The 20,291-nt window shown below is 38.9% G+C and carries 17 protein-coding genes; 16 read left to right on the forward strand and 1 reads right to left on the reverse strand.

Annotated elements, in window-relative coordinates:
- Window positions 1–10 precede the first annotated feature (10 nt).
- The 13 genes from pcrA to MHI34_RS10495 all read left to right on the forward strand — a co-directional run bounded on the left by pcrA (window position 11) and on the right by MHI34_RS10495 (window position 16,378).
- Window positions 11–2,263 (forward strand): DNA helicase PcrA, encoded by a 2,253-nt coding sequence (pcrA, locus tag MHI34_RS10435; RefSeq protein WP_089934640.1) that lies wholly within the window; start codon window positions 11–13, stop codon window positions 2,261–2,263.
- Between the two features lie 14 nt (window positions 2,264–2,277).
- The gene (gene ligA / locus MHI34_RS10440) at window positions 2,278–4,281 is read left to right on the forward strand and encodes an NAD-dependent DNA ligase LigA (RefSeq protein WP_089934637.1); all 2,004 of its coding nucleotides are present in this window, start codon (window positions 2,278–2,280) and stop codon (window positions 4,279–4,281) included.
- Window positions 4,282–4,391: 110 nt separating this feature from the next.
- The gene (locus MHI34_RS10445) at window positions 4,392–5,531 is read left to right on the forward strand and encodes a CamS family sex pheromone protein (protein WP_036123459.1); all 1,140 of its coding nucleotides are present in this window, start codon (window positions 4,392–4,394) and stop codon (window positions 5,529–5,531) included.
- Window positions 5,532–5,763: 232 nt separating this feature from the next.
- Window positions 5,764–6,051 (forward strand): Asp-tRNA(Asn)/Glu-tRNA(Gln) amidotransferase subunit GatC, encoded by a 288-nt coding sequence (gene gatC / locus MHI34_RS10450; protein WP_004225708.1) that lies wholly within the window; start codon window positions 5,764–5,766, stop codon window positions 6,049–6,051.
- 24 nt (window positions 6,052–6,075) lie between these two features.
- Window positions 6,076–7,539, forward strand: coding sequence for an Asp-tRNA(Asn)/Glu-tRNA(Gln) amidotransferase subunit GatA (gene gatA / locus MHI34_RS10455; RefSeq protein WP_058844195.1), 1,464 nt, complete (start codon window positions 6,076–6,078; stop codon window positions 7,537–7,539).
- A 1-nt stretch (window position 7,540) separates the two neighbouring features.
- Complete coding sequence (gene gatB / locus MHI34_RS10460; RefSeq protein ID WP_036123454.1) at window positions 7,541–8,968, forward strand: Asp-tRNA(Asn)/Glu-tRNA(Gln) amidotransferase subunit GatB; 1,428 nt, start codon at window positions 7,541–7,543, stop codon at window positions 8,966–8,968.
- A gap of 157 nt (window positions 8,969–9,125) precedes the next feature.
- Window positions 9,126–9,689, forward strand: coding sequence for a thioredoxin family protein (locus MHI34_RS10465; protein WP_036123452.1), 564 nt, complete (start codon window positions 9,126–9,128; stop codon window positions 9,687–9,689).
- A gap of 73 nt (window positions 9,690–9,762) precedes the next feature.
- Window positions 9,763–10,677 carry a diacylglycerol kinase gene (locus MHI34_RS10470; RefSeq protein ID WP_036123451.1) on the forward strand — a complete coding sequence of 305 codons (915 nt, stop codon included), beginning with the start codon at window positions 9,763–9,765 and terminating at the stop codon, window positions 10,675–10,677.
- A 554-nt stretch (window positions 10,678–11,231) separates the two neighbouring features.
- Window positions 11,232–12,578, forward strand: a complete 1,347-nt coding sequence (locus MHI34_RS10475; protein ID WP_271911024.1) for a cytochrome ubiquinol oxidase subunit I — start codon at window positions 11,232–11,234, stop codon at window positions 12,576–12,578.
- A complete protein-coding gene (locus tag MHI34_RS10480) occupies window positions 12,575–13,600 on the forward strand; it encodes a cytochrome d ubiquinol oxidase subunit II (RefSeq protein WP_036123446.1) in 1,026 nt (341 codons plus the stop codon). The genes MHI34_RS10475 and MHI34_RS10480 overlap by 4 nt, the downstream gene beginning before the upstream one ends.
- A gap of 14 nt (window positions 13,601–13,614) precedes the next feature.
- Window positions 13,615–13,737, forward strand: coding sequence for a hypothetical protein (locus MHI34_RS10485; protein ID WP_004225690.1), 123 nt, complete (start codon window positions 13,615–13,617; stop codon window positions 13,735–13,737).
- Window positions 13,738–13,846: 109 nt separating this feature from the next.
- The gene (gene rlmD, locus MHI34_RS10490; RefSeq protein ID WP_342504463.1) at window positions 13,847–15,214 is read left to right on the forward strand and encodes a 23S rRNA (uracil(1939)-C(5))-methyltransferase RlmD; all 1,368 of its coding nucleotides are present in this window, start codon (window positions 13,847–13,849) and stop codon (window positions 15,212–15,214) included.
- Window positions 15,215–15,409: 195 nt separating this feature from the next.
- Complete coding sequence (locus tag MHI34_RS10495) at window positions 15,410–16,378, forward strand: tRNA-dihydrouridine synthase (protein WP_101966914.1); 969 nt, start codon at window positions 15,410–15,412, stop codon at window positions 16,376–16,378.
- Between the two features lie 149 nt (window positions 16,379–16,527).
- On the opposite strand, the gene MHI34_RS10500 is transcribed toward MHI34_RS10495, so the two are convergent.
- A complete protein-coding gene (locus MHI34_RS10500) occupies window positions 16,528–16,707 on the reverse strand; it encodes a hypothetical protein (protein ID WP_036123441.1) in 180 nt (59 codons plus the stop codon).
- 332 nt (window positions 16,708–17,039) lie between these two features.
- Here MHI34_RS10500 and MHI34_RS10505 point away from each other — a divergent pair, with 332 nt between their 5' ends.
- From MHI34_RS10505 to MHI34_RS10515, 3 genes are all read left to right on the forward strand, one after another.
- The gene (locus MHI34_RS10505) at window positions 17,040–18,683 is read left to right on the forward strand and encodes a glycerol-3-phosphate dehydrogenase/oxidase (RefSeq protein WP_342504407.1); all 1,644 of its coding nucleotides are present in this window, start codon (window positions 17,040–17,042) and stop codon (window positions 18,681–18,683) included.
- Between the two features lie 67 nt (window positions 18,684–18,750).
- Window positions 18,751–19,308, forward strand: coding sequence for a glycerol-3-phosphate responsive antiterminator (locus MHI34_RS10510; protein WP_036123424.1), 558 nt, complete (start codon window positions 18,751–18,753; stop codon window positions 19,306–19,308).
- Between the two features lie 162 nt (window positions 19,309–19,470).
- Entirely contained in the window at window positions 19,471–20,274 is an 804-nt protein-coding gene (locus tag MHI34_RS10515) for an MIP/aquaporin family protein (protein ID WP_342504408.1), read from the forward strand.
- Window positions 20,275–20,291 lie beyond the last annotated feature (17 nt).

The raw sequence follows: 20,291 nt of genomic DNA on the forward strand, positions 1-20,291 counted from the left end.
GCGGTGCAAAATGGAACAGTTAACAAAAAATTTACTAGCAGGAATGAATCCTGAACAGGAAAGAGCGGTCAAAACAACTGATGGACCGTTACTTATTATGGCAGGTGCTGGGTCAGGAAAAACACGTGTTTTAACACATCGTATTGCTTATTTAGTGATAGAAAAGGAAGTATATCCATCAAAGATTTTGGCGATTACGTTTACGAATAAAGCAGCACGAGAAATGCGCGAGCGTATTGATGGCGTTCTAGGGAATGGTACCGGCGATAGTATGTGGGTTTCTACTTTCCACTCAATGTGTGTAAGAATTTTACGTCGTAATATCGATCAACTAGGCATATCTCGTAATTTCTCCATTTTAGATTCCACTGATCAGCTATCAGTCATCAAAAATGTGATGAAGGATGAGAATATTGACCCTAAACGTTTTGAGCCACGAGCGATTTTAAATGCGATTAGTGCAGCGAAAAATGAATGTATTACTGCTGACGATTACGCTGGACAAATGAACGATAAAAACCCTTATGAACAAACCGTTGCACGTGTCTATAAAGGCTATGAAAAAAGACTACGCCGCAATCAATCGCTCGATTTTGATGATTTGATTATGACGACGATTACATTGTTTAAACGTGTGCCTGAAGTGCTCGAATACTATCAAAATAAATTTCAATATATTCATGTAGATGAGTACCAAGATACGAATAAATCTCAATATTTACTTGTACAGTTACTGGCAAAGAAATTTAAAAATATTTGTGTTGTAGGGGACTCCGATCAGTCCATCTATCGATGGCGTGGTGCTGACATTGGCAATATCCTATCTTTTGAAAAGGATTATCCTAACGCCAAGGTCATAATGCTTGAGCAGAATTATCGTTCTACTAAACGCATCCTACAGGCGGCAAATGACGTCATTCAAAATAATACAACACGTTACCCAAAAGAACTGCGCACAGAAAATGCAGAGGGTGAAAAAATTGCCTTATATAAAGCTTATAATGAGCAAGAAGAAGCGCAATTTGTTGTACAAACGATTCAGCAATTAATTGAAAAAGAAAATCGTTCATTTGATGACTTTGCTATTTTATATCGTACGAATGCTCAATCACGTGTGATGGAGGAAGTACTTGTTAAATCCAATATGGCCTATCAAATAGTGGGCGGAACAAAGTTCTATGATCGAAAAGAGATTAAAGACTTACTAGCTTATTTACGACTGATTGCCAATAATGATGATGATTTATCACTGGCACGTATTATTAATGAGCCGAAGCGTAGTATTGGAGCTACATCCTTTGAAAAAATGGCACGCTATGCGATTGATCAGGATCGTTCCATTTTTGATGCGATGAATGATCTTGTATTCATGGGTCTAACTGGGAAAGCAGCAAATTCAGCTGAGCAATTTTATGCAATGATTAAAGGCTTTACAGAGATGCAGGATTATTTATCTGTTACTGAAATTGTGGAGCAAGTCATCGATAAATCAGGCTACCGTACAATGCTGCAAAATGAAAAAACAATTGAAGCAGAAAGTCGTCTAGAGAATATTGAAGAGTTTTTATCTGTCACAAAGGCTTTTGAGGAGCGCAGTGATGATAAAAGCTTAATTGCTTTTTTAACAGATTTAGCTCTTATTGCTGATATTGATGCACTAGATAAAGAAGATGCTTCTAAGGGCAATATTATTTTAATGACGATGCATGCCGCTAAAGGCTTAGAATTCCCTATTGTCTTTATTATCGGTATGGAGGAAAATATATTCCCACATTCACGCTCTTTAGACGATCAAGATGAGATGGAAGAGGAACGCCGTCTTATGTATGTTGGCGTGACACGAGCTGAGGAACGTCTCTATTTAACATGTGCACAAAGCCGAACAATTTTTGGTCGTTCAAGCTTTAATAACGCCTCCCGATTCTTAGGTGAAATTTCAGAAGACATTACAGAGTCCATTTCTAAGGCAGGTGCAGAATCAAAGTTACCGTTTGCCTCTAATAATCGTTCAACAGCTGGCTATCAAAAGCGCACGCTTGGTGCTATTCAACAAACACAGCCTGCTACAGCTCGTTTACAAGCAACGGGTGGAGATCAATTTGGCTGGAAGGCTGGAGATAAGGCGATTCATAAAAAATGGGGAACGGGTATGGTAGTCAGTGTAAAAGGTGAAGGTGATAGTACAGAGCTTGATATCGCCTTTCCACAACCAATTGGCATAAAACGATTACTAGCTCAATTTGCACCGATTGAAAAAGCGTAAGCGGAGGAACATAAATGAACGAAATAGAACAGCGTGTAGCGGAGTTAAATAAAATATTGCATGAATATGGTCACGCCTATTATGTGTTAGATAATCCTGTTGTAGCTGATAGTGTATACGATCAATTATTACATGAACTGATCGCATTAGAGGAAGCGAATCCATCACTCATTTATCCCGATTCTCCTACACAGCGTGTTGGTGGAGCAGTGGTTGAGGGCTTTAAAAAAGTAACACATGATTATCCAATGCTTAGTCTTTCAAATGCTTTTAATGAAGCAGATTTACGAGAGTTCGATCGTAAAGTACGTCAGGCAATTGGAGACCAATTTTCTTATGTATGTGAGCTGAAAATAGATGGTTTGGCTATTTCATTGAAATATGAAAATGGCGTGTTTGTACAAGGGGCAACAAGAGGAGATGGTGTTGTAGGCGAAGATATTACAGCCAATTTAAAGACAATCCGAGCGATCCCACTACGTTTAAAAGATCCTGTGACAATCGAAGTACGTGGTGAGGCGTACATGCCAAAAAAATCATTTGAAAAATTAAATACGCAACGTGCTGACAATGGAGAAGAATTATTTGCTAACCCGCGTAATGCGGCTGCTGGCTCACTACGTCAGTTAGACCCAAAAATTGCGGCAAGTCGTCAATTATCAACTTTTATCTATGCTATTGGTGGAGATGGTGAGCTATATGGTATTGATGGGCATGCGGAAATGCTTGATTATTTAGAGGGTCTTGGTTTCCCTTCGAACAAAGAGCGTCAGCGTTGCTCGACAGTTGAAGAGGTCATGGCCTTTATAGAGCATTGGACAGAAAACCGTCCGAATTTAGCTTACGAAATTGATGGTATCGTTATCAAAGTAGATCGGTATGCTCAACAAGATGAGCTAGGTTTCACCGCCAAAAGTCCACGCTGGGCCATTGCCTACAAATTTCCAGCAGAGGAAGTTGTCACAACATTACTTACTATTGATTTAACAGTAGGACGTACAGGTGTAGTAACACCAACGGCTATTTTAACGCCAGTACAAGTAGCAGGGACGACGGTACAACGTGCATCGTTGCACAATGAAGATTTAATTCGAGAGAAGGATATTCGCCTTGGAGATACAGTCATTATTCGAAAAGCTGGTGATATCATTCCTCAAGTGGTAGGTGTGCTAATAGAGCAACGTCCAGAGGACTCAGTCCCTTTTGTCATGCCAAAAAATTGCCCTGTTTGTGATAGTGAATTGATTCGTATTGAAGGTGAAGTAGCTCTACGCTGTGTAAATCCTGCCTGCTTTGCTCAAATTGCGGAAAGCATAAAATACTTTGTTTCGCGCAATGCGATGAATATTGATGGACTTGGAGATAAAGTAGTAGAGCAATTATTGCGTGCAGATTTAATACATGATGTATCTGATTTATATCATTTAACAGTTGAGCAACTTGTAGAACTAGAACGTATGGGCGAAAAATCTGCAACCAATTTAGTGAATGCCATTCAAGCCTCAAAGGAAAACTCAATGGAACGTTTATTAATAGGTTTAGGTATACGTCATGTTGGTGAAAAGGCAGCTAAAATCGTATCAGAGCAATTTGGTTCGATGGAAGCAGTAATGGTAGCAACAGAGGAACAGCTAGTAGCGATTTATGAAATTGGCGATAAAATGGCTTCTTCGTTAGTAGAGTATTTCTCCAATGAAGATGCACGTGCAGTCATTGAGCGTCTTGCTGAGGCAGGCGTGAATATGACGTATAAAGGTAAAAAAGTAGAAGTGGCTATAGGTGATAGTCCCTTTGCAGGTAAAACAATTGTTTTAACTGGTAAACTTGAGCAATTGACACGCAACGAAGCAAAGGCGAAAATAGAAGAGTTAGGTGGTACTGTCACAGGCAGTGTCAGCAAAAAAACAGACCTTGTGATCGCAGGAGCAGATGCAGGCTCTAAACTGACAAAGGCTGAGCAATTAGGTATCGAAGTTTGGAATGAAGACAACTTAATTGAACAACTTAACCTCATCTAATAAGTGCATGACAGCATATCTTTCTCACAGGGAGAATGCGAAACGATTACATCATGGCGTCGAGTGATTCTTCGACCTAAAACTGACTATTAGTAAAGGAGCACTAAATAATGAAGTCTTTTCGACTCATTCCAGCAATCGTAGCTGCTGCAATGCTAGTCGGCTGTGTACCTTCTGACAAGAAGGAAACAGAGCTTACACAGGAAACGCAACAGAAAGAAAAAGCTGAAACAACAATTATCCCAAGCATACAAATTGATGAATCCTATTATAAGACGCTTATTCCTTATAAAGAGAGTGCAAGCAGAGGTCTTGTTGTGTCTAATATTTATACGAAATATGATATGAAGGAAGTTGAATCTGGTTTAATGCGTCTATCTCAAAATGAGTTTGACACGGAAAACTATTACTTCCAAGAAGGTCAATATTTAGCTGAAAGTACGGTGAGCTCTTGGCTTGCCCGTAGTTCACAAACAGAAGATGGATTAAATCCGCCGACCACAGACACAATGACACCAGAAGAACGGGCAACGAAGGCTCCCGTTTATTTATCCCACATTGTAGAGCAAAATTACTTAACAAAAACGAATGATAATAAAGTGAAATTAGGCGGAATTTCAATAGGTCTTGCCTTAAACTCTATTTATTATTACCAAAAAGAACAGTATGGCGAATATTACGAAAAACCAATTTCAGAAGCTGAACTTGTTGAGCAAGGCAAAAAAATGGCCGCTGAAATTGTTTCACGTTTACGTACACGCGAAGAGTTAAAAGATGTACCAATTGTTGTTGGTTTGTTTAAGCAGCAAGCTCGCAATCAAATTATTCCAGGGTCATATTTTAGCTATGGTATAGCAAAAGCTGGACAGAACAGTATTGCAGAGTGGGAAGGTATCGATGAAAATTATGTCTTGTTCCCAACTGATGATTCACAGGATGTTTACCGAGATGTCAGCAATAACTTCAAAATTTTTAAGCAAGACGTTGATAAATATTTCTCGAATTATACAAGTGTGATCGGAACAGGCTTCTATCGTAATAAGCAAATACAAAATCTTTCGATTGAAATTCCAATCCAATTTTTCGGTAAAGCAGAAATAATAGGCTTTACGCAATATTTGACGGGTATTCTAATCAATCAATTTGATAATATTCATGTTGAGGTGAGCGTTACTTCTATAAATGGCCCAGAGGCATTAATCATTAAGAAGGCCAATGATAAGGACCCTTACGTGCATGTCTATGATTAATATAGTCAGCCTTTGTGCTGGCTATATTTTTATGTAGATGGCTAGAATTAGAGGGACACAATAGGTAGATAGAGACAACACTTTGTTATAGTAGTGAAAGTTTCTATATTTTTAGTGAAAGTTGTGATTTTTAATATGAAAAATGTTATGATTATTGGCATGGTTAACTTTATTCAACCCTATTGTTATCAATAAAAACAATGAATTGAACCAGTATTCGGAGGTGTGAAAAATGGCTAAATTAACAAAAGAAGAAGTAAAGCACGTGGCAAATTTAGCACGTCTTGCTATTACAGAAGAAGAAGCAGAGAAATTTGCTGAACAGCTTGGAAAAATTACAGACTTTGCGGAGCAGTTAAATGAGCTAGATACAACGAATGTTGAACCAACAACTCACGTTTTACCACTAGTGAATGTAATGCGTGAAGACGTAGCTGTAAAAGGTTTAGACCGTGAAGTAATGATGTTAAACGTAAAAGAACAAGAAGATGGTCAAGTAAAAGTACCAGCTATCATGTAATACTAAAACATAGGAGGATTCCTCATGACGTTATTTGAACGTTCAGCTAAGGAGTTACAAGCGGAAATGAAAGCAGGTAACTTATCAATCGCTGACTTAACGAAAGAAGCATACGAGCGTATTGCAAAGCTTGACAGCGATGTACAAGCATTCCTTGCTTCAAACGAAGAAAAAGCAACTGCACAAGCTGCTGAAATGGATAAAGTCCCATTTGAAGAGCGTGGACCACTGTTTGGTCTTCCAATCGGTGTGAAAGACAACATCGTAACAGAAGGTTTAGAAACAACTTGTGCCTCTAAAATTCTAGAAGGCTTTATGCCAATTTATGATGCCACTGTTGTCAATAAGTTACGTGAAGCTGGCATGATTACAGTTGGTAAATTAAACATGGACGAGTTTGCAATGGGTTCTTCTAACGAAAACTCATACTATAAAACAACAAAAAATCCATGGAACTTAAACCACGTACCAGGGGGATCTTCAGGTGCATCTGCAGCAGCAGTAGCAGCAGGTGAAGTACCATTCTCTCTTGGTTCAGATACAGGTGGTTCAATCCGTCAACCAGCAGCTTACTGTGGTGTTGTAGGGATGAAGCCTACATATGGTCGTGTATCTCGTTTTGGTCTAGTTGCATTTGCCTCTTCTTTAGATCAAATTGGACCAATTACACGCAACGTTGAAGATAATGCGCTATTATTAGAAGCCATCGCAGGCTTAGATCCAAATGATTCTACATCGGCAAACGTAGAGGTACCAAATTACGCTGCAGCGCTTACTGGTGATGTAAAAGGCTTACGTATTGCTGTACCAAAGGAATTCCTTGGTGAAGGTGTTGGCGAGGCAGCACGTCAATCAGTGCTTACTGCATTAGAGGTATTAAAAGGCCTAGGTGCTACTGTAGAAGAAGTATCACTTCCTCATTCAAAATATGCACTTGCTGCATACTATATCCTTTCTTCATCTGAAGCGTCTTCTAACTTATCTCGTTTCGATGGTATCCGTTATGGTTTCCGTGCAGAAAATGTTACAAATTTGATGGACCTTTATAAAGAAACACGTGCACAAGGTTTTGGTGATGAAGTAAAACGCCGCATCATGCTTGGAACTTACTCACTAAGTGCCGGCACGTATGATGCGTATTATAAAAAAGCGCAACAAGCACGTACACTTATCAAAGCAGACTACGACAAAGTATTTGAAGACTTTGATGTTATCATTGGGCCTACATCCCCAACACCAGCATTTAAAATTGGTGAAAACGTCGATGATCCGATGACAATGTATGCGAACGATATTTTAACAATCCCGATGAACTTAGCTGGAGTACCTGCTATTTCAATTCCATGTGGCTTTGAAAACGGACTACCACTTGGTTTACAAATTATTGGTAAATACTTCGATGAAGCAACTATTTACCGTGTAGCTCATGCTTTTGAACAAGCAACAGAGTTCCATAAACAAGTTCCTCAAATGTGGGAGGGAAAATAACATGAACTTTGAAACAGTCATTGGTTTAGAAGTACACGTTGAGTTGAAAACAAACTCAAAAATCTTCTCACCAGCACCAGCTCATTTTGGTGCTGAACCAAATACAAATACAACAGTAATTGATTTAGGGTACCCTGGTGTCCTACCAGTCCTTAACAAAAATGTAGTAGATTTCGCAATGCGTGCTGCACTTGCACTTAATATGGAAATCGAACAAGAAACAAAATTTGACCGTAAAAACTACTTCTATCCAGATAATCCGAAAGCTTATCAAATTTCACAATTTGATAAACCAATCGGTAAAAACGGCTGGATCGATATTGAAGTAGACGGCTATACAAAACGTATCGGTATTACACGTCTTCATATGGAAGAAGATGCTGGTAAACTTTCACATGCTGGGGATCACTCATTAGTTGACTTTAACCGTCAAGGTACACCACTTGTTGAGATTGTTTCTGAGCCAGACATTCGTACACCAAACGAAGCATATGCTTACCTAGAAAAATTAAAATCAATTATTCAATATACAGACGTATCTGATTGTAAGATGGAAGAAGGCTCATTACGTTGTGATGCCAACATTTCTCTTCGTCCGTATGGTCAAGAAGAATTTGGCACAAAAACGGAGCTTAAAAACCTGAACTCCTTCAACTATGTTCGTCGTGGTTTAGAGCATGAGGAATTACGTCAAGCAGATGTATTATTATCAGGCGGTATTATTGAGCAAGAAACACGTCGTTTCGATGAAAAAACAGGTAAAACAATTTTAATGCGTGTGAAAGAGGGAACAGATGATTACCGTTACTTCCCAGAGCCAGACTTAGTTCGTCTTTCGATTGATGATGCATGGCTAGAGAGAGTGAAATCAGAAATTCCTGAGCTTCCAGATGCTCGTAAAAAACGTTATGTAGAAGAATTAGGCTTAACACCATATGATGCAGGAGTTCTTGTTATTTCTAAAGAAATCTCAGACTTCTTCGAGGCAATGATTGTGAACGGTGCAGATGCGAAACTTTCTGCTAACTGGCTAATGGGTGATGTTTCAGCTTACTTAAATGCGGAACAAAAAGATCTTAAAGATACTGCACTAACACCAGAAAACCTTGCTGAGATGGTGAAATTGATCACTGACGGAACAATTTCTTCTAAGATCGGTAAAAAAGTATTTGCTGAATTAGTAGAAAACGGTGGTTCTGCACAGGATATTGTGAAGGCGAAAGGTTTAGTTCAAATTTCCGATGAAGGTGCACTGCTAGCCATCGTAACAGAAGTTTTAGATAACAATGCACAATCCATCGAAGACTTTAAAAATGGTAAAGATCGTGCGATTGGCTTCTTAGTTGGTCAAATTATGAAGGCAACAAAAGGTCAAGCCAACCCTCCAATGGTTAATAAATTATTACAACAAGAAATTGCCAAACGATAATACTCGTTGTAACATAATAGCCGAGAGAGCTTTATTGCTCCCTCGGCTATTAATTTTCAAAAATGTAACTAATTTGCAATTTATAACACTTAATAGTTGTTTAAAAAGAGTATTCATAGCAAAATATAGAATAGACAATAATAAGGGGGACGAGCCAATGAAAACTGAACAACAATATTTTCAAGAAGCTATTTCGATACAACAATATATGGAGAACATGACGACGTTGAAAGAAGAGAGCTTCCGTATTTATGATGGTTTTGAAGTGCCAACAAACGATGGCTTCATCGAATTACTAAAAGATAAGCAGCCAAAAATTTTAACTATTACAGAAGATTGGTGCGGAGACGCTATGTTAAACAACCCTATTATTCGTCGTGTTGCTGAAGCGGCAGGGTTAGAAATGCGTACCGTTTTTCGCGATGCTGATACAGAGTTAATTGATCGTTATTTAACAAACGGTGGTCGTGCTATCCCGATTTATCTGTTGTTAGATGATGCAGGTGAGGTTGTAGGAAAATGGGGACCACGTGCGCCTGAATTACAAGAGTTAGTCGTAACGAAACGAGCGAGTTTACCAGATAAAGAAGATCCAACATTTGAAGAAGCTCAAAAAGCTCTTTATGCAGAAATTCGAGAGGAAAATATCTCGAACTCAACTTACTGGACGTATGTCTATGAGGACTTTAAAAAACAGGTAACAAACGCATTACAAAAATAACAAGAGCATTGCAACATTTCAACGTAGAATTTCGTTGAATGAAATAGAATCTTATGAAGCAGGAAGGTATGTTATGAAACGAGCAAGAATCATTTATAATCCTACATCTGGACGCGAAGTATTTAAGAAACATCTACCAGAGGTGTTGGAAAAACTAGAGGTAGCAGGCTATGAGACATCCTGTCATGCAACAACATGTGAGGGAGATGCAACGCTTGCAGCAAAAAATGCGGTAGAGCGTGGTTTTGATATCATCATCGCAGTTGGTGGAGATGGCACATTAAATGAAGTTGTTTCAGGTGTAAGTCCATTTGAAAACCGTCCGAAAGTTGGTCTAATTCCGATGGGCACTACAAATGATTTTGCCCGTGCTGTGCATATTCCTCGAAATATTGATGAGGCTGTAGACATTATAATTCAAGGCGACACATTACCAGTGGACGTGGGTCTCTTAAATGGCGAACGCTATTTCATTAATATTGCTGCTGGGGGACGCATTACAGAACTCACTTATGAAGTACCAAGTAAAATGAAAACAATGCTTGGTCAGTTAGCCTATTATGTAAAGGCAGTAGAAATGATTCCATCCATCAAAGCTTCCCATATGCGTATTGAATATGATGGCGAAGTATTTGATGGGGACGCCATGATGTTCCTATGTGGTTTAACGAATTCAGTAGGTGGCTTTGAAAAACTTGCCCCTGATGCGAGTATTAATGATGGTTACTTTACAGTAATAGTACTGAAAAAAGTAAGCCTTCCAGAGTTTATTCAACTAGCTGCTATGGCATTACGAGGCGAACATTTAAATGACGATCGTGTCATTTATAAAAAAGCCAGCGTTGTCAAAGTCACGACTGAAAACGAAGTCCATCTTAACCTAGATGGCGAATATGGCGGAGACGCACCGGCTACATTTGAAAATCTGAAGCGTCACATTGAAATCTTTGTCCCACTTGCAGATATTCGAGAAGAAGACCGTATTTAATCAATCCAAAAAGCTCATCCTATTTTAGTTGGATGAGCTTTTTGGATTCTATCTGATCGTACTTATAAAAGTAAGGGATCTGCATATTAGGAAGTCCCCTAAAGAGAAAAGCTTCACCACTCCCAAAAATATCTACCCCCCCACACTCCCAAAGTTAACCTTCCCAATAGAAGCCGAAAACCAGAACTGTGCCACATAAGAATCTCTGAAAACCTACTTAATCCGATTGCTTCCTTTATTAAATTGGAATGGACTAAATTATACAATTTTATCTTTAGAACTTAGATTGTGAATGAATTTAGAAAAATGTTTGGCAAATGTGCGTATATTAGTTGAACAAAATTTGAAACCTTAATAATAGCCTGAAATTTCGGTCCGTTATTAAGGTTTTATTCGTTGTAATAGTGGAAAATGGGGGTATGGATAAGGGAAAGGAAGTGTTGCCTTTGTATAAGTCACAAGAAAAGAAACTTATATGGATAAGTTTTGGTGTTGCAATTATTATGCTACTTTCCATTCTTGGAAGAATATTTGGAAGTTAGGGGGGCAATGAGATGATTAATGAATCAGCAGTCTTTTGGAGTCGAGCATTAACGGAGTTAACATTATCGTTCCATATTATTTATGCAACGATTGGTGTAGGTGTCCCGTTGATGATTATGATTGCTCAATGGACTGGGTATAAAAAGAATGATGAGCATTATATCTTAATGGCGAGACGTTGGGCGCGTGGTTTTGTTATTACTGTGGCCGTAGGTGTTGTAACAGGAACTGCCATTGGCTTACAGCTTTCATTATTGTGGCCTAACTTTATGCAACTTGCTGGTCAAACGATTGCATTACCATTGTTTATGGAAACGTTTGCATTTTTCTTTGAAGCTATATTTTTAGGGATCTATTTATATACATGGGACCGCTTTGATAGTCAGAAAAAACATATGCTACTATTAATTCCTGTCGCTGTTGGAGCGTCGATGTCAGCGGTCTTCATTACAATTGTTAATGCTTTTATGAATGCACCACAAGGATTTGATATTGTAAACGGAGAACTTGTCAATATTCAACCTTTTTTAGCGATGTTTAACCCGGCCATGCCGACAAAGGTAGCGCATGTACTTGTGACAGCGTATATGACATCAGCATTTGTACTAGCAGCTATTGCGGGATACAGAATGTTAAAAGGCTCTAAGCATGTATACCATAAAAAATCCTTGCTTTTACTTATGAAAATTGGCTTAATTTTCTCCATAGCTGCTGCTGTAATTGGAGATTTTTCAGGAAAATACTTAGCTGAATATCAACCCGAAAAACTAGCCGCTGCAGAATGGCATTTTGAAACAGAGGGTAAAGCATCGCTTGTATTATTTGGTGTATTAGATGGAGAAGAAGTAAAATACGCTATTAAAATTCCGTATGCTTTGAGCATTCTTGCACATTTTAATCCTAACGCAGAGGTAATTGGCTTAGATCAATTTGCGGAGGAGGATTTACCACCACTCTATATTCATTATCTCTTTGATATTATGGTGTCCATTGGTATGTTTATGGTGCTAGTTTCATTACTTTATGTTGTAGGGAAAGCACGGGGCTGGCAGTTTATACATTCACGGTGGTATCGATGGATCATTGTGGCGGGTGGCCCACTCTCTATCATTGCCATTGAAGCAGGCTGGTGGCTTGCAGAGGTTGGACGTCAACCATGGATTCTTTATGGTTTGATGCGAACACCAGAAGGAGCCACAACGAGTGATCATGTGGATTTAATGCTGTTGTTGTTTGCAGGTGTATATGCAGTATTAGCGGTAGGAAGTATTGTCGTCTTGGTGCGAATGTTTAAAAAGAATCCAATTGAGCGTGAAATTGAAGATCGCCACTCTGAAAAAGGCGGTGACATCCTATGACGTTAGAGGTATTAGGTATTTCCGTATTATGGATTTTTCTATTTGGCTATGTCATTGTCGCATCCATTGATTTTGGTGCAGGCTTCTTCAACGCTTATAGCCTACTAATTGGTAAAAATCATATTTTAACAAATATTATTAAACGTTATTTATCGCCTGTCTGGGAAGTAACCAATGTCTTTTTAGTATTCTTCTTCGTAGGGATCGTTGGATTTTTCCCACAAACTGCTTTTTATTACGGAACGATTTTACTTGTGCCAGTCAGTATTTCGCTTGTACTGTTAGCAATTCGTGGCTCCTACTATGCCTTTGAATCGTATGGCACGCGAGGACATATAGGGTATACGCTGACATACGGTGTGGCAGGTTTATTAATTCCCGCTTCCTTATCTGTTGTTTTTGCCATTGCTGGTGGAGGCTATGTTGATCTGATTGATGGGCAACCTGTGCTAAACTACTGGACTTTATATACAAGTCCATTTGCTTGGAGCATTGTGGTACTGAGCATCGCTGCTGTGCTGTATATTTCAGCCGTATTTTTAACGTGGTATGCTCATAAAGCAAATGACGTAGAAGCGACTAAACTGATGCGAAAATATGCACTTGTTTGGGCAGCACCGTTAATGATTAGTGCACTGGGCATTATGTATGAAATGAAATCCATTAACCCAGAAAGTTATAGTCACATGGTGAATTTATGGTGGATGTTTGCGATTTCAGCTGTCTTATTTATTATTACAGTGATGCTCATTGCCATGCGTAAAAAGTACGGACTTGCAGTTGGGCTTCTTATTGCTCAATTTGCTGTAGCCTTCTTTGCATATGGGATAGCACAATATCCATACTTACTGTATCCGTATTTAACAATTTATGATAGTTTTACAAGCACACAAATGGCGGTTGCTTTAGTCATCGCATTTATTTTAGGGCTGTGCCTTCTTCTTCCTTCACTCTATTTATTGATGAAACTATTCTTGTTCAATAAAAACTATGTGACAGGAAAAGAAGACAATCACGCATAGGAGGAAATCAAGGTATGCAAAGTTTCTTAATTTTTTATGCACCTTTTATTGTCGTCATTCTTGGGATCTTGTGTGCATTTTGGTGGGCACCAAGGGATTATCATATTACAAAAGAGCAAGAAAAGAGTCGCGAATAGCGGCTCTTTTTTCAAGTTAGTGAGGAGAACAATATAACGGGCAAGTCTTGTTCTTTTTTCATTCGCCAACACATGCTACAATAAGGAGATTGAAATGGAGGATGTACGAATGTCAGCACCCGTGAAAAAAAATGATCGACTTTCAGTTTATATAGAAGATTTAACACATGATGGCAATGGCGTCGCAAAGGTTGATGGCTACCCACTATTTATACAAGGCGCACTTCCGAACGAAACAGCCGAAATCCATGTGATGAAAACCTTAAAAAATTATGGCTTTGCAAAAGTTGTAGATATTATTAAGCCATCTTCAGATCGAGTAGCAGCACCCTGTGATTATTTCAAGCAATGTGGCGGCTGTCAATTACAGCATTTATCCTATGAGGGGCAGTTAAAGTGGAAAGAAAATATGGTGCGCAATGTGATGCAGCGCATTGGTAAAATTAATGCACCTGTTCTTCCTGTAAAAGGAATGGAAGAGCCTTGGCATTACCGTAATAAAGCGCAAATCCCCTTCTCTGTAAATGAAGAAGGACAAGCGATTGCAGGTTTTTATAAAACAAAAACGCATAGCATTGTAGATATGGATCGTTGCTTAATTCAAACAGGAGAAGCGGACGCCATTCTTGCAGGCTTGAAAAAGGAATTAACGGCGATAGGAATTCGCCCTTACAATGAGCATACACACGAAGGAATGCTGCGACACGTTGTCATTCGTAAAGCACGAGCAACAGGTGAGGTCATGGTTGTCCTTGTAACAAAAAAGAAAAAGTTTCCACAAAAAGAGGCAGCCGTTGCAGTGATTCAAAGATTAGTTCCGAACGTTACGTCGATTATGCAAAATGTGAATAATGAAAAAACCAATGTGATTTTTGGTGATGATACCATCAATCTTTGGGGCAAGGACATCATTATTGATACAATTGGCGATGTACGTTTTGAGATTTCAGCTCGTTCCTTCTATCAAGTCAACCCAGAGCAAACAGAGGTCCTCTATAAACAAGCACTTGATTATGCTAACTTGCAAGGGGATGAACGAGTGATTGATGCTTATTGTGGAATTGGAACAATCTCCTTGTTCCTTGCACAAAGGGCAAAGGCAGTCATGGGGGTTGAAATTGTCCCACAAGCGATAGAAGATGCTAAACGCAACGCAGTACTCAATGGTTTTACCAATACTTATTTTGAGGCTGGCCCAGCAGAGGAAGTTATACCGAGATGGTATAAGGAAGGAAAGGAAGCAGACGTACTGGTAGTTGATCCACCACGTAAGGGCTGTGATGAAGCACTTTTAAAAACCATTTTAGAGCAACAACCAAAGCGAGTGGTCTATGTCTCCTGTAACCCAGCTACACTAGCACGCGACCTTCGTATTTTGGAGGATGGCGGCTATCAAACACAGGAAATTCAGCCAGTAGACATGTTCCCGCATTCGACGCATTGTGAAGCGGTTGCTTGGCTAACGTTAGTAGAGTAGAAAAGCAGATGGTGTAGAGAAATCTATACTATCTGCTTTCTATTTAGACAATTACCATTTAAGAACGATTTTCGATATAATAAACGTGACTGATTTTCAAAAAGTTATTGGGCATGATATAAATGTAAAATTGAGCTTTATATTTTGCACTGAAAGTATAGAGTTTTATTCATAGTGAGAGGATTTGGGTTTAACATGATAGATAATTTTTGGCGTGATTTACCACGACCATTTTTTGTGCTGGCACCAATGGAAGATGTGACAGATGTTGTTTTTCGACATGTAGTAAATGAAGCGGGTCGGCCGGATGTATTTTTTACAGAGTTTACAAATTCGGATAGCTATTGTCATCCAGAGGGACAGAAAAGTGTACGAGGCCGTTTGACTTTTACAGAAGATGAGCAGCCAATGGTGGCACATATTTGGGGGGATAATCCCGACTATTTCCGTCAAATGAGTATTGGTATGGCAGAGCTAGGTTTTAAAGGCATTGATATTAATATGGGTTGCCCTGTACCGAATGTGGCATCAAGAGGAAAAGGGAGTGGCCTTATTCTCCGTCCAGATGTCGCGGCAGAATTGATTCAAGCAGCAAAAGCGGGTGGATTGCCTGTCAGTGTGAAAACCCGTCTTGGCTATAAGGAGATAAATGAGTGGGAGGAGTGGCTAACACATATTTTACAACAAGATATAGCGAACCTTTCGATTCATCTACGAACAAGAAAGGAAATGAGCTTAGTAGATGCGCATTGGGAGCTTATTCCGGAAATCAAAAAGTTACGTGACCGTATTGCACCAAATACGCTACTAACAATCAATGGAGATATTCCTGACCGTCAAACGGGACTGCAGCTAGCTGAACAATATGGTATTGATGGCGTGATGATTGGGCGAGGTATTTTTAAAAATCCGTTTGCTTTTGAAAAAGAGCCAAAAGAGCATAGCAGTAAAGAGTATCTTGATCTTTTAAGACTGCAGCTCGATCTGCAAGATCAATATGCGGAAGTACTACCACGTTCCATCACAGGGCTTCACCGCTTTTTCAAAATTTATGTCAAAGGATTCCGTGGAGCTGGTGAATTAAGAAGCCAATTGATGAACACGAAATCAACAGATGAAGTGCGTGCATTGCTAGATAACTTTGAAGCAAATAATATGGAGTGACCTGTTAGCTGGTAAGAATGGAGCATAATTCATAAAAAGCAAGGGCAGGAGTAAGCAATATCCACTCCTTACTCTTGCTTTTTTTCTGGTATAAAGGCTACAAATGAATCTTCCTATTAATTTTAACCTTTATAAGCAAACAGCATTTTTTAGACAAAATCAAATACATCACCAATCAATCTCCCTATGCCTCTAAGTAACCAGAAAAGGACTCTAAAAGGCAAGAGAATGAGTTCAGGTATCCAAACGAGTACATCAAAAATGAAATCTAAAAATGTATAACCGCTGTGGTACTTCTTGCCTTTTCTTCTTTGCCACCAATCCTTCATAAATTCTCAATCCTTTTTAACCGTTACAATTTTTTAATATATTTACGATCAAATGTTTATTAAGTTTCAAATGAACAGTAGAGGCTATCATCTTTTGCTAAAAAACGTTTTTGTTTAGGCATGTGTAGCTACTTTCGTAGCGCATATTTCTTCACATAACAGTATACTGCTAAAACATAAACTTGCCTTTTTCGAATGTGCATATTACAATAAAAAGTAAGTTAATAGCAGGTTTGAGTAACTGAGAGACCATTGAAAACGTATGTACCTAGCGTACATATGCTTTTGATGGTCTTTTTTTATCTTTAAAATGATGAGGGAGGAAATAAAGTATGAGTACAGCTTCTGCGATACAACGACAACAAACAATGGAGGAACTACAAGGTAGGGAGTATGATTTATTAGTAATTGGTGGGGGCATTACAGGATGTGGTATTGCACTAGATGCTATTGCTCGCGGTCTTTCTGTAGCATTAGTGGAAATGCAGGATTTTGCAGCAGGTACCTCTAGCCGTTCGACAAAATTAGTACATGGCGGTTTACGCTATTTAAAGCAATTTGAAATAAAAGAGGTAGCAGAGTTAGGAAAGGAACGTGCCATTGTTTATGAAAATGGTCCACATGTGACAACACCTGTTTGGATGCTGTTACCTTTTCATAAGGGCGGGACATTTGGAAAATACTCTACAAATCTTGGCTTGCGTGTCTATGACTTTTTAGCAGGAGTCAGACGTGCTGAGCGTCGTTATATGTTAAATGCAGTTGAAACCATTGAGAAGGAGCCATTAGTGAAAACAAAGGGATTGCTTGGCGGTGGTATGTATGTGGAATACCGTACGGATGATGCTCGTTTAACGATTGAGGTAGCGAAGGCAGCGATTGAAAAAGGTGCAACATTAATTAATTATATGAAAGCCGAAAACTTCTTATATAATGAACAGCGAAAAATCAATGGCATTGTAGCAAAGGATTTAATAACAGACCGTACAATTGATATTCGTGCAAAGGCAGTGGTTAATGCTGCTGGTCCATGGGTGGATGATGTGCGCACAATTGAAGGGAAGCAGGCAGGGAAGCATTTAATTTTATCAAAAGGTGTGCATATTGTTTTTGATGAATCAAAGTTCCCATTAAAACAAGCTGTTTATTTTGATACACCTGATGGTCGCATGGTATTTGCCATTCCTCGTCAAGGTAAGACCTATGTAGGAACAACAGATACATTTTATGAGGGTGATGCTCGTAATATGGATATTTATCAAGAGGATCGTGATTATATAATGAACGCGATTCGTTATATGTTCCCAAATGTAAAGGTGACAGATGCGGATATTGAATCAAGCTGGGCAGGTGTGCGTCCGTTGATTCATGAGGACGGAAAAAATCCGTCTGAAATTTCTCGTAAGGATGAAGTGTGGGTATCACCATCAGGACTTGTAACAATTGCAGGTGGGAAATTAACAGGCTACCGTAAAATGGCTGAAACGGTATTAAATACGATTGCACAGGAACTAGAGCAACAATTTGGCATTCAATCTTCTCCATGTACAACAAAGAAAATACCAATTTCTGGTGGTGATATTGGCGGTTCAAAGAAATTATATGCCTTCTTACATGACCATACAAGATTAGGCAAAAAATTAGGCTTATCCGAAGAAGAGGCTAAATTTTTAACACAGCATTATGGTAGCAATGTAGATATTGTCTTTAACTATGTTAAGGAAGGACATCCAGTTTTACCATCATGGCTGTATGCACAATTAATGTATGGTATTCATCATGAAATGGTCGTTCATCCGAATGACTTTATGGTTCGTCGTACAGGATATATGTTCTTCCAAATGGCCATTGTTAAACAATATAAAGAGGCTATTTTAGATGAAATGGCTAAGCAACTCAACTGGACAGCACAGCAACGTACACAATATGAAGAAGATGTTAAGAAAGAAATAAAACGAGCGACAACTGCGCTATAATGAGGTAGTTACTCTCATAATATAAGGTGAGCATTTACCCTGTATTATAAGGGAAGGAGAGAATGGTATGCATTTTGATAATCAACAGGTAATTCCTGCAGCGCGTACTGTTAAGCAGTTTGACGAAATAATAGCAAGTCCATTCACTTATATTGTCCTCTTGGAGGTGCATATTAGCTTATTGATGTCTTTAAAGCGTGAGGCACATCGGCATGGAAAAAAATTAATTATTCATGCTGATTTAATTCATGGCTTAAAAACGGATAATTTTGCAGCGGACTTTTTATGTAATGATGTTCGTCCCGCTGGTATTATTTCAACTCGTTCCAATATGCTAATGAAAGCCAAAGCTCGTGGAATTATGGCTATTCAACGTGTGTTTTTGATTGATACGATTGCTCTTGAAAAAAGTTATTCGATGATTGAAACAGCACAGCCTGATTATATTGAGCTATTACCAGGCATTATTCCGTCTATGATTCAAGAAATCTATGAGCGGACACAAATCCCTGTTATTACAGGTGGCTTAGTGCGTACAGTGGACAATATTGAAGAAGCGTTAACTGGAGGCGCTATCGCCGTTACAACATCTAATAAGAAATTATGGGAAAATTTCAATAAATAGTTGACTCTGTATGTTTTTTTCTCTAAAATGAACTTAAGTTCATAAGCGCGTGGTTAGGAAAAGGAACCCACATTTGTTCATCTACATGTTTTAATGTAGTTTGATTAAATGTGGGTTCCTTTTTGTTTTCCGTGGGCTATTATCACAAAGGGGGACTTCACTATGTCTACGTTCACAGCTGAGCTGGTCGGCACAATGATTCTTATTTTATTTGGTGGCGGCGTTGTAGCTGGTACTGTGCTAAACAAATCGAAAGGCTTTGGTGGTGGATGGATTGTTATTACCTTTGCATGGGGACTTGCTGTTGCAATGGCAGCCTATGCAGTAGGGGGAATTAGCGGTGCTCATCTAAATCCTGCACTAACCATTGCTCTTGCCACGATTGGCAATTTCCCATGGGGAGATGTACCAGCATATATTGCAGCACAAATGATTGGTGCATTTTTAGGAGCAACGCTTGTTTACTTTATGTATTTACCACATTGGCAGGCAACAGCAGATGCAGATACAAAATTAGCGCCATTTTCCACAATGCCAGCTATTAAGCATCCTTTATCAAATCTACTATCTGAAATGATAGGAACATTTATTTTAGTATTAGGCATTTTAGCGTTAGATACAAATACGATTACAGATGGTTTAAATCCATTTTTAGTTGGTCTGTTAATTATTGTGATTGGGATGGCTTTAGGTGGCCCAACAGGCTATGCGATTAACCCTGCCCGCGATTTGGGTCCACGTATTGCCCATTTTATTTTGCCGATTTCAGGAAAAGGTGATTCTGGTTGGGGATATGCATGGATACCAGTTGTAGGTCCAATTATTGGTGGTACATTTGGTGCATTGTTTTTCCAACAAATATTTGAAGGGAAAAATAGTATAGCATTTTGGATTGTTGCAGTGATTGTTGTTACTATTTTCATAGGGGCACAATTAACTGTCAAGAATGTTCAAGTTGAAGACTAATTTATTTGGAGGGATTT

Origin of the sequence: Lysinibacillus sp. FSL L8-0126 (assembly GCF_038630385.1) — a bacterium.
In the GTDB taxonomy this organism is placed as follows: Bacteria; Bacillota; Bacilli; order Bacillales_A; family Planococcaceae; genus Lysinibacillus; species Lysinibacillus fusiformis_D.

Coding starts and splice junctions, on each gene's coding strand:
- gatC (WP_004225708.1), top strand. CDS start 5,764: ATGGCTAAATTAACAAAAGAAGAAGTAAAGCACGTGGCAAATTTAGCA.
- MHI34_RS10515 (WP_342504408.1), top strand. CDS start 19,471: ATGTCTACGTTCACAGCTGAGCTGGTCGGCACAATGATTCTTATTTTA.
- MHI34_RS10445 (WP_036123459.1), top strand. CDS start 4,392: ATGAAGTCTTTTCGACTCATTCCAGCAATCGTAGCTGCTGCAATGCTA.
- MHI34_RS10500 (WP_036123441.1), bottom strand. CDS start 16,707: ATGAAGGATTGGTGGCAAAGAAGAAAAGGCAAGAAGTACCACAGCGGT.
- gatA (WP_058844195.1), top strand. CDS start 6,076: ATGACGTTATTTGAACGTTCAGCTAAGGAGTTACAAGCGGAAATGAAA.
- MHI34_RS10470 (WP_036123451.1), top strand. CDS start 9,763: ATGAAACGAGCAAGAATCATTTATAATCCTACATCTGGACGCGAAGTA.
- MHI34_RS10480 (WP_036123446.1), top strand. CDS start 12,575: ATGACGTTAGAGGTATTAGGTATTTCCGTATTATGGATTTTTCTATTT.
- gatB (WP_036123454.1), top strand. CDS start 7,541: ATGAACTTTGAAACAGTCATTGGTTTAGAAGTACACGTTGAGTTGAAA.
- MHI34_RS10510 (WP_036123424.1), top strand. CDS start 18,751: ATGCATTTTGATAATCAACAGGTAATTCCTGCAGCGCGTACTGTTAAG.
- rlmD (WP_342504463.1), top strand. CDS start 13,847: ATGTCAGCACCCGTGAAAAAAAATGATCGACTTTCAGTTTATATAGAA.
- MHI34_RS10505 (WP_342504407.1), top strand. CDS start 17,040: ATGAGTACAGCTTCTGCGATACAACGACAACAAACAATGGAGGAACTA.
- MHI34_RS10475 (WP_271911024.1), top strand. CDS start 11,232: ATGATTAATGAATCAGCAGTCTTTTGGAGTCGAGCATTAACGGAGTTA.
- MHI34_RS10495 (WP_101966914.1), top strand. CDS start 15,410: ATGATAGATAATTTTTGGCGTGATTTACCACGACCATTTTTTGTGCTG.
- pcrA (WP_089934640.1), top strand. CDS start 11: ATGGAACAGTTAACAAAAAATTTACTAGCAGGAATGAATCCTGAACAG.
- MHI34_RS10485 (WP_004225690.1), top strand. CDS start 13,615: ATGCAAAGTTTCTTAATTTTTTATGCACCTTTTATTGTCGTCATTCTT.
- ligA (WP_089934637.1), top strand. CDS start 2,278: ATGAACGAAATAGAACAGCGTGTAGCGGAGTTAAATAAAATATTGCAT.
- MHI34_RS10465 (WP_036123452.1), top strand. CDS start 9,126: ATGAAAACTGAACAACAATATTTTCAAGAAGCTATTTCGATACAACAA.